This window comes from Nocardiopsis sp. CNR-923 (genome assembly GCF_001942255.1).
GTDB lineage: Bacteria > Actinomycetota > Actinomycetes > Streptosporangiales > Streptosporangiaceae > Nocardiopsis.
This window is the reverse complement of the sequence record NZ_MKKC01000004.1, coordinates 1-6799: the sequence shown is the minus strand read 5'-3', so window position 1 is coordinate 6799 and position 6799 is coordinate 1. Positions and strand designations below refer to the sequence as shown.

At 69.6% G+C, this 6799-nt stretch carries 7 protein-coding genes and 2 pseudogenes; 1 reads left to right on the top strand and 8 read right to left on the bottom strand.

Annotated features, from left to right (window positions below):
• Positions 1-138: 138 nt before the first annotated feature.
• The 8 genes and pseudogenes from BJF83_RS00165 to rpmH form a co-directional block, all read right to left on the bottom strand.
• A complete protein-coding gene (locus tag BJF83_RS00165) occupies positions 139-1065 on the bottom strand; it encodes a ParB/RepB/Spo0J family partition protein (protein WP_075924689.1) in 927 nt (308 codons plus the stop codon).
• A gap of 66 nt (positions 1066-1131) precedes the next feature.
• Positions 1132-2171: pseudogene (locus BJF83_RS00160) on the bottom strand (ParA family protein).
• Positions 2168-2896 (bottom strand): 16S rRNA (guanine(527)-N(7))-methyltransferase RsmG, encoded by a 729-nt coding sequence (gene rsmG / locus BJF83_RS00155; protein ID WP_075924688.1) that lies wholly within the window; start codon positions 2894-2896, stop codon positions 2168-2170. The pseudogene BJF83_RS00160 and the gene rsmG overlap by 4 nt, the downstream one beginning before the upstream one ends.
• 269 nt (positions 2897-3165) lie before the next feature.
• Positions 3166-3654, bottom strand: coding sequence for a R3H domain-containing nucleic acid-binding protein (locus BJF83_RS00150; RefSeq protein ID WP_075924687.1), 489 nt, complete (start codon positions 3652-3654; stop codon positions 3166-3168).
• A gap of 141 nt (positions 3655-3795) precedes the next feature.
• Positions 3796-4737 carry a membrane protein insertase YidC gene (gene yidC / locus BJF83_RS00145; protein ID WP_075924686.1) on the bottom strand — a complete coding sequence of 314 codons (942 nt, stop codon included), beginning with the start codon at positions 4735-4737 and terminating at the stop codon, positions 3796-3798.
• Positions 4738-4765: 28 nt separating this feature from the next.
• Complete coding sequence (yidD, locus tag BJF83_RS00140) at positions 4766-5080, bottom strand: membrane protein insertion efficiency factor YidD (protein WP_075924685.1); 315 nt, start codon at positions 5078-5080, stop codon at positions 4766-4768.
• Positions 5077-5547, bottom strand: coding sequence for a ribonuclease P protein component (gene rnpA / locus BJF83_RS00135; RefSeq protein WP_075924684.1), 471 nt, complete (start codon positions 5545-5547; stop codon positions 5077-5079). Before rnpA ends, yidD begins: the two co-directional genes overlap by 4 nt.
• 98 nt (positions 5548-5645) lie before the next feature.
• Complete coding sequence (gene rpmH, locus BJF83_RS00130; RefSeq protein ID WP_028647916.1) at positions 5646-5789, bottom strand: 50S ribosomal protein L34; 144 nt, start codon at positions 5787-5789, stop codon at positions 5646-5648.
• Positions 5790-6554: 765 nt separating this feature from the next.
• Between rpmH and BJF83_RS00125 the strand changes: the two are divergent.
• Positions 6555-6799: pseudogene (locus BJF83_RS00125) on the top strand (chromosomal replication initiator protein DnaA); the annotation flags it as partial.

Sequence of the window (6799 nt, the reverse complement as noted above, 5' to 3'; positions counted from 1 at the left end):
CACGAGCGATTCTGGGGGCTTCCGGCGTCCCAGGCCCCGGGGGGGCTCCGCCGAGCCAGACCCCCGACGCCCCCACGGCCGCCACACGCCCCCGCCCTCCATGTTTCACGTGAACATGGAGGGCGGGGCGCCACGGCATCAGGACTCGCGGGAGTCCATCTGGCCGACGATGCGCTCCAGGTCCTCCAGCGTCGCGAACTCCACGACGATCCTGCCCTTCCTCCTGCCCAGGTCCACCTTCACGGTGGTGTCCAGACGGTCGGCGAGGCGGCTCGCCCACTCCTCGACCTGGGGCGGGTTGGGACGGCGGTCTGGGGCGACGCGGGCACGCTTCCCCTCCGGCTCGTCCATCTCCTCGCCCAGGGCGATGATCTCCTCCAGGGAGCGGACGGACAGACCCTCCAGATTGACCCGCTCGGCGAGCCGCTCCTGGCGCTCGGGGTCCTCGACACCGCACAGCGCGCGGGCGTGCCCCGCGCTGAGCACCTTCGCGGCGACCCGCTTCTGCACCTTCGGCGGCAGGTTCAGCAGGCGCAGCATGTTGGTGATGTGCGAGCGCGACCGGCCGATCCGCTGGGCGAGCTCGCCGTGGGTGGCGCCGAAGTCGTCCAGGAGCTGTTTGTAGGCGGCCGCCTCCTCCAGGGCGTCGAGCTCCTGGCGGTGCAGGTTCTCCAGCAGCGCGTCGCGGAGCAGGTCGCCGTCACCGGTGTCGCGGACGATCGCGGGGATCCGGTCGAGACCCGCCTCCTTGCTCGCGCGCCAGCGGCGCTCCCCCATGATCAGCTCGTAGCGGGGAACGCCCGCCTCGTCCCCGAGCCCGCGGACGACGACGGGCTGCAGCACACCGACCTCGCTGATGGAGTCCCGAAGCTCCTCCAACGCCTGGTCGTCGAAACGCTCCCGGGGCTGGCGCGGGTTGGGGGTGATCGCGCCGAGCTCGATCTCCTCCAGGTACGAACCGTCGGAGAGCTTCACCCTCTCCGGAGCTCCTCCCGACGACGCGGGCGGCCCCTGCGTGATGAGCGCCTCCAGCCCCTTGCCCAGTCCGCGCCGCTGCTGGCTCACCGGCAACTCCCTCCACTCTCCTCGAACACATCGGCGCCCCGGCTCCGTGCCGGGACGTCACCGCCGTCAGCCGTGGACGCCCGGGGCGCGGTGCGCGATCTCCCGGGCGGACTCCAGGTAGGCACCGCACCGGTGGACCCGGGGTCGTAGGTCATCACGGACTGCCCGTAGCTCGGCGCCTCGGACACCCGGACGCTGCGCGGCACCACCGTCTGGAGGACGAGGTCGCCGAAGTGCGAGCGCACCTCGTCGGCGACCTGTTGCGAGAGCCGCGTCCGGCCGTCGTACATCGTCAGCAGGATGGTGCTGATCTCCAGTCCGGGGTTGAGGTGGGACTGGACGAGGTCGACGTTGCGCAGCAACTGGCCCAGCCCCTCCAGCGCGTAGTACTCGCACTGGATCGGGATCATGACCTCGTCGCACGCCACCATCGCGTTGACCGTCAGCAGACCGAGCGACGGCGGACAGTCGATGAGGATGTAGTCGAGTTCCGAGGTGTCGTAGGCGTCGAGCGCGCGCTTGAGTCTGGCCTCGCGGGCGACCAAGGAGACCAGTTCGATCTCCGCGCCCGCCAGGTCGATGGTGGCCGGGGCGCACCACAGGTTCGGGATGTCCGGCACCGGCTGGGCGAGTTTGCGGATCTCCTCGTCCTCGACCAGGCAGTGGTAGATGGAGCGGGTCGTGGTGTCCCGCTCCATCCCGAGCGCCGTGGAGGCGTTCCCCTGGGGGTCGAGGTCGACCACCAGGACCCGCTGGCCGTGCATGGCCAGCGCGGCCGCGATGTTGACGGTCGTCGTGGTCTTGCCGACGCCGCCCTTCTGGTTGGCGACGCCGATCACGCGGCAGGACGTGGGGCGGGGCCAGGCGTCCTCGTGCCCGCGAACCGCCATCGCGGCGTGTGCCGCGCGTGCCAGGGGTGTGTCGGGTACACCCGTCGACCGACCGGGGGCTCCGGTGTCGCCGGCCCAGGTCTGGCGTGGAACCGGGCGCTGGTCGTCGGGGGAGGTTCCACGTGAAACATCGAGCAGGTCTCCGTAGGCACCCTTGGGGGTTTCACGTGAAACACCGTCGTGGTCGGCTGGGTTCTGGGGCACGAATGAGTTCACCTCTTCCGTCCGCGCTTCTTCTTGCCGCCCCGCGCCTTCCGGGCTCCCGCTGACGGGGGCGGACCACCCTCGGATGTCACCGTGACGCGAACGACCGTGGTAGCGGGATCGACTTTACCCCGGCCCACCCTGATCACATCGCAGACGCTGGGACGCAGTTCGGACACGTCGTCGTGCGCGGCGGCCAACTCCGCCTCCGCCTGTTCCCCCTTCATCGCCAGGAGGCTGCCGTCCTTGCGCAGCAACGGCAGCGCCCACCCGGCCAGACGGGCCAGCGGGGCCACGGCGCGCGCGGTCACGAAGTCGGTCCGCAGCTCCCCGTGCGCATCCTCGGCCCGCTCCCGGCGCACCTCGACGTTGGGCAGTTCGAGGATCTCCACGGCCTCGTTCAGGAAGACCGTCCGCCGCAGGAGGGGTTCCAGCAGTGTCACCCTGATGTCGGGGCGGACCAGGGCCAGCACCAGGCCGGGCAGTCCCGCGCCCGAGCCGATGTCGACCACCTCCGCCCCCTCGGGGAGCAACTCCTCCACCACGGCGCAGTTGATGAGGTGCCGCTCCCAGAGGCGGGGCACCTCGCGCGGTCCGATCAGTCCCCGCCGGACACCGTCGTCAGCGAGAAGTGCGGCATAGCGCCGCGCCTTCGGCAACGCGTCGCCGAAGACCGCCTCCGCCTCGCTCGGCGGGGCGGGCGGCGTAGCGCCGGGCTCCTCAGCGCCCGAGGTCATCGGTCACCACCTGTCGGAACTCGTCCATCATCACTTCCCACGGTCCACGATCCTATGGCCGCGGACCCCCATGGTTTCACGTGAAACATACGGCCGCCCCGGGATGTCCCCCGAATCACGCGGCGGCACGTCGACACCTCGGCAGACGGATTTGTCGACCAGTCGATCCGTCGCCCCCGGTTCCGGCGCGACCCGCCGACACGACGAGGGGGCGATGTTTCACGTGAAACATCGCCCCCTCGATGCCGTCGTCCCCGGCGCCGGACGCGTCAGCCCGCGGGGTGGACCACCACGTAACGGTGCGGCTCCTCGCCCTCCGACTCGCTGTTCAGCCCGGCTGCGGCGACGGCGTCGTGCACCACCTTGCGCTCGAACGGGGTCATCGGCTCCAGCGGATGGATCTTCCCGGTCTTACTGACCTTCTCCGCCGCCTCGGCGCCGATGCGGGTGAGTACCTTGCGGCGCTCCTCGCGGTACCCGCCGATGTCGAGCATCAGCTTGCTCCGCTCACCCGTGGCCCGGTGCACCGCCAGGCGGGTCAACTCCTGGAGTGCCTCCAGGACCTCGCCGTCGTCACCGATCAGCTCGTCGAGCGTGGCGCCCACGACCGACACCATCGCACGGTCGCCCTCGACGTCCATGTCGATGTCACCGTCGAAGTCCGCGATGTCGAGGAGGCCCTCGATGTAGTCAGCGGCGATGTCGCCCTCGTTCTCCAGGGCCTCGACGTCGATCTCGGACTCCGGCGCATCGGCCACCGCTACTCCACCGCTCTCTTCCTCGCTACGTCCCACAGCGATCCCGTCTCCTCATCATTCACGCCCTGACCGTCGTACGCCTCAGGGGCTGTGTCGCCTGCGCACTCGTTGAGATCTCCGCGGCCGACGTGACGCCGTCCCCTAGTGGGACCCGCCGCCCCCACGCTTGGAGCGCGACTGCTTCTTCGGCTGCTTGCGTTCGATCTTAGGCTGTTCCTTCGGCTCCGGCGCGGATTCGGCCGCCTTCTTCCGGCCGAGCATGCCCTTGGCGGGGCCGGTGGAGGGGGTGCCGCCGCCCTTGGCGTCCTGCTCGCCGGGAGCGGGGTGGTTCCGGTAGAGGAAGTGCTGCTGCACCATCGTCCAGATGTTGGACGTGACCCAGTAGACGAGCACGCCGACCGGCATCATGAGGCCGAAGAGCCCGAACAGGGGCGCCATGTACATCATGATCTTCTGCGTCTGCATCATCGGGTTGTCCGGCATCTGCGCGGTGCTGCGCTTGATGCTCTGACGCATGGTGAGGAAGGTCGTGGTGCCCATGATCACGCACGCGATCGCGATGATGACCTTGGCCAGCACCGGGTTCGAGGAACCCAGGGCGAGCAGCTCCTCGGGAGAGCTGTTGAACTGCGCCGCGATCGGCGCCTCGAAGATCAGCGCCTGGCGGGCGCTCTCGGCCAGCTCCTCGGAGAAGCCGTACTGGGCGTTGCCCTCGGCCACGCTGCGCAGGACGCTGAAGAGGGCGAAGAAGACCGGCATCTGCAGGAGGAGCGGAAGGCAACCCATGATCGGGTTGGTTCCGCTCTCCTGGTAGAGCTTCATCGACTCGCGACTCAGACGCTCCCGGTCGTGCTTGTAGCGCTCCCGGAGCTTCATGATCTTCGGCTGGATCTCCTGCATCTTCCGCTGCGTGTTCATCTGCTTGACGAACAGCGGAACCATGAGCAGCCGCATGAGAACGGTCAGGAGGATGATGGACAGGCCCCACGCCCACCCGCTGTCAGGATTCAGCCCGATGAAGGCCAGACCCTCGTGGATCCGCGCCAACGTCCAGCCGACGATGTTGTAAAGCCAGTCGAGCACCGGCCAACTCCTATTTGCCTCGGTTCAGCTACTGGTCCCCGGGAGCGGATCCGGTGGCTCCGGCGCCGCCCTCCGACCCCTCCGCCTCGGTGTGCCGCCGCCCCTTCGGCGGCGGCACGGGGTCGAGTCCCCCCGGGTGGAAGGGGTGACAGCGGGCGATGCGCCGGGTACCCAGCCACAACCCCCGCAGGGCCCCGTGCACGCGCAACGCCTCCACGGCGTACGCGCTGCACGAGGGGTAGAAACGGCAGACCGGAGGGAAGAGCGGGCTGATGAAGCGCTGGTAGCCCCGGATGGGCAGGATCAGCAACCGCGCGAGAGTCGTCGGTCTGTGCTCGGTCATCGCCCCGTCCGTTCTCCGCCCCCGTCCGGGACCCGCCCGGGCGCCGTCCCGTCTCCCGCCGGTTCGGCCGCCGAAGCGGACGATCCGCCTCGGCCCCGCCGACGGCGGGAGGTCCGGGGTCGCATCGCCGCGGCGATCGCACTGTCGAGGTGCGCGTCCAACTCCGCCTGCCGCGTCGTGGCGGCGGCGGGCTTGGCGCGCACTACCAGCAGGCTACCGTTTGGCAGAACGGCCAACCGGGTCCGCATGGCGTGACGGAGTCGACGTTGGACGCGCTTGCGCACGACCGCGCCTCCAACCGCCTTGCTCACGACGAAACCGACGCGCGGCGGATCGGCGGGTTCGGCCGCGTCCGCGGGCGGGGCCAGGTAGACGACCGCCACGGCCCCCCGTGCGGAGCGCCGTCCCGCGCGCAGCACGGAGCCGAACTCGGAGCTACGGCGCATCCGGTTCCGCGACGACAGCATCGGCACTCCCTCCGGGACTCGGGCCTCGTCCCACGACAAAAGGGACCGGCCGGCGAGAAGGCCGGACCGATCCCGAGGAACTTGGGGCTGAGCGTGGCCTAGTGGCTCACGGTCAGCGCCGAGCGCCCCTTGCGGCGACGCGAGGCGATGATGGCGCGACCGGCGCGCGTACGCATGCGCAGCCGGAAGCCGTGGACCTTCGCGCGACGCCGGTTGTTCGGCTGGTACGTACGCTTGCTCACTGCTGGCTCCAGGGGCGTGTCAGGAAGGAACTACGACGGACCCCCAAGGATATGCGGGGCCTCACGGTGCGTGCGCCGAGGCCGCGCCGACGTGTGGACACGGGCGCAGGCAGATCATCGGCATAAGCATAAAGAAGATACGACCGTGTCCGGTCGGGGTCAAATCAGGCGGTCCGCGTCCGCGTCCGCGTGGCGGCGTCCACCCCAGGACCGGCTCCGACAGCCTGTGGACAACAGTTGTCCACAGGGTGTGCCGCGTCCACGCCAACCTCAGCCTGTGGATAACCTCAACCTGTGGATAACTCACCACTCGCGCCGCATCACGCCCCGACGCAGGCCGCAGGATCTGATTTACACAGCCCATGAGCTGCGATTTGTGGATAACCCTGCACTGTGCACAGTGATCTGCCATCCTGTGGATAAACCTGTGTACAACCTGTGGACAACGTGACAGGCCTGTGGACACCGCGCGACCGCCGCGTCACCTCGCCCCGGCCGCCGGGACGTTGTCCACAGGCCGGTGGAGCCCGTCACACGGGTCGTCCACAGCTCCTCCCGCCCCGGCACTCCCGGAGGGGGAGGACAATGGACGTTCGGTCCGCGTGCCCGCGAGGTGTTCGCGCGGACGAACTGACCGACGACGTACCGCGAGGACCCCCGGGGTCTCCCGTCCCCTCCTGCCCCCACCCGCATCCGAACAGATCCGCACCGAAGGGACAGCAACCATGGCAGGTCACCGTGGCTGACGCACAGGTCAACCTCGCAGTGGTCTGGTCCAGCGTGCTGGACGGGATCGACAACGACTCCCTGCCCGCGCACCAGCGCGCCTGGCTGCCCCAGACCCGACCGCTGGGTCTGATCGAGGACACCGCGCTCATCGCCGCGCCCAACGAGTTCACCAAGAAGGTGCTGGAGACACGGCTCTACCCGGCGATCAGCAGGGCGCTCTCCGCCCACCTCGGCCGGGACATCCGAGTCGCGGTGACGGTCGACCCCACGGCCGTCCCGAC

Coding starts and splice junctions, on each gene's coding strand:
- rsmG (WP_075924688.1), bottom strand. CDS start 2,896: ATGACCTCGGGCGCTGAGGAGCCCGGCGCTACGCCGCCCGCCCCGCCG.
- yidD (WP_075924685.1), bottom strand. CDS start 5,080: ATGACCGAGCACAGACCGACGACTCTCGCGCGGTTGCTGATCCTGCCC.
- rnpA (WP_075924684.1), bottom strand. CDS start 5,547: ATGCTGTCGTCGCGGAACCGGATGCGCCGTAGCTCCGAGTTCGGCTCC.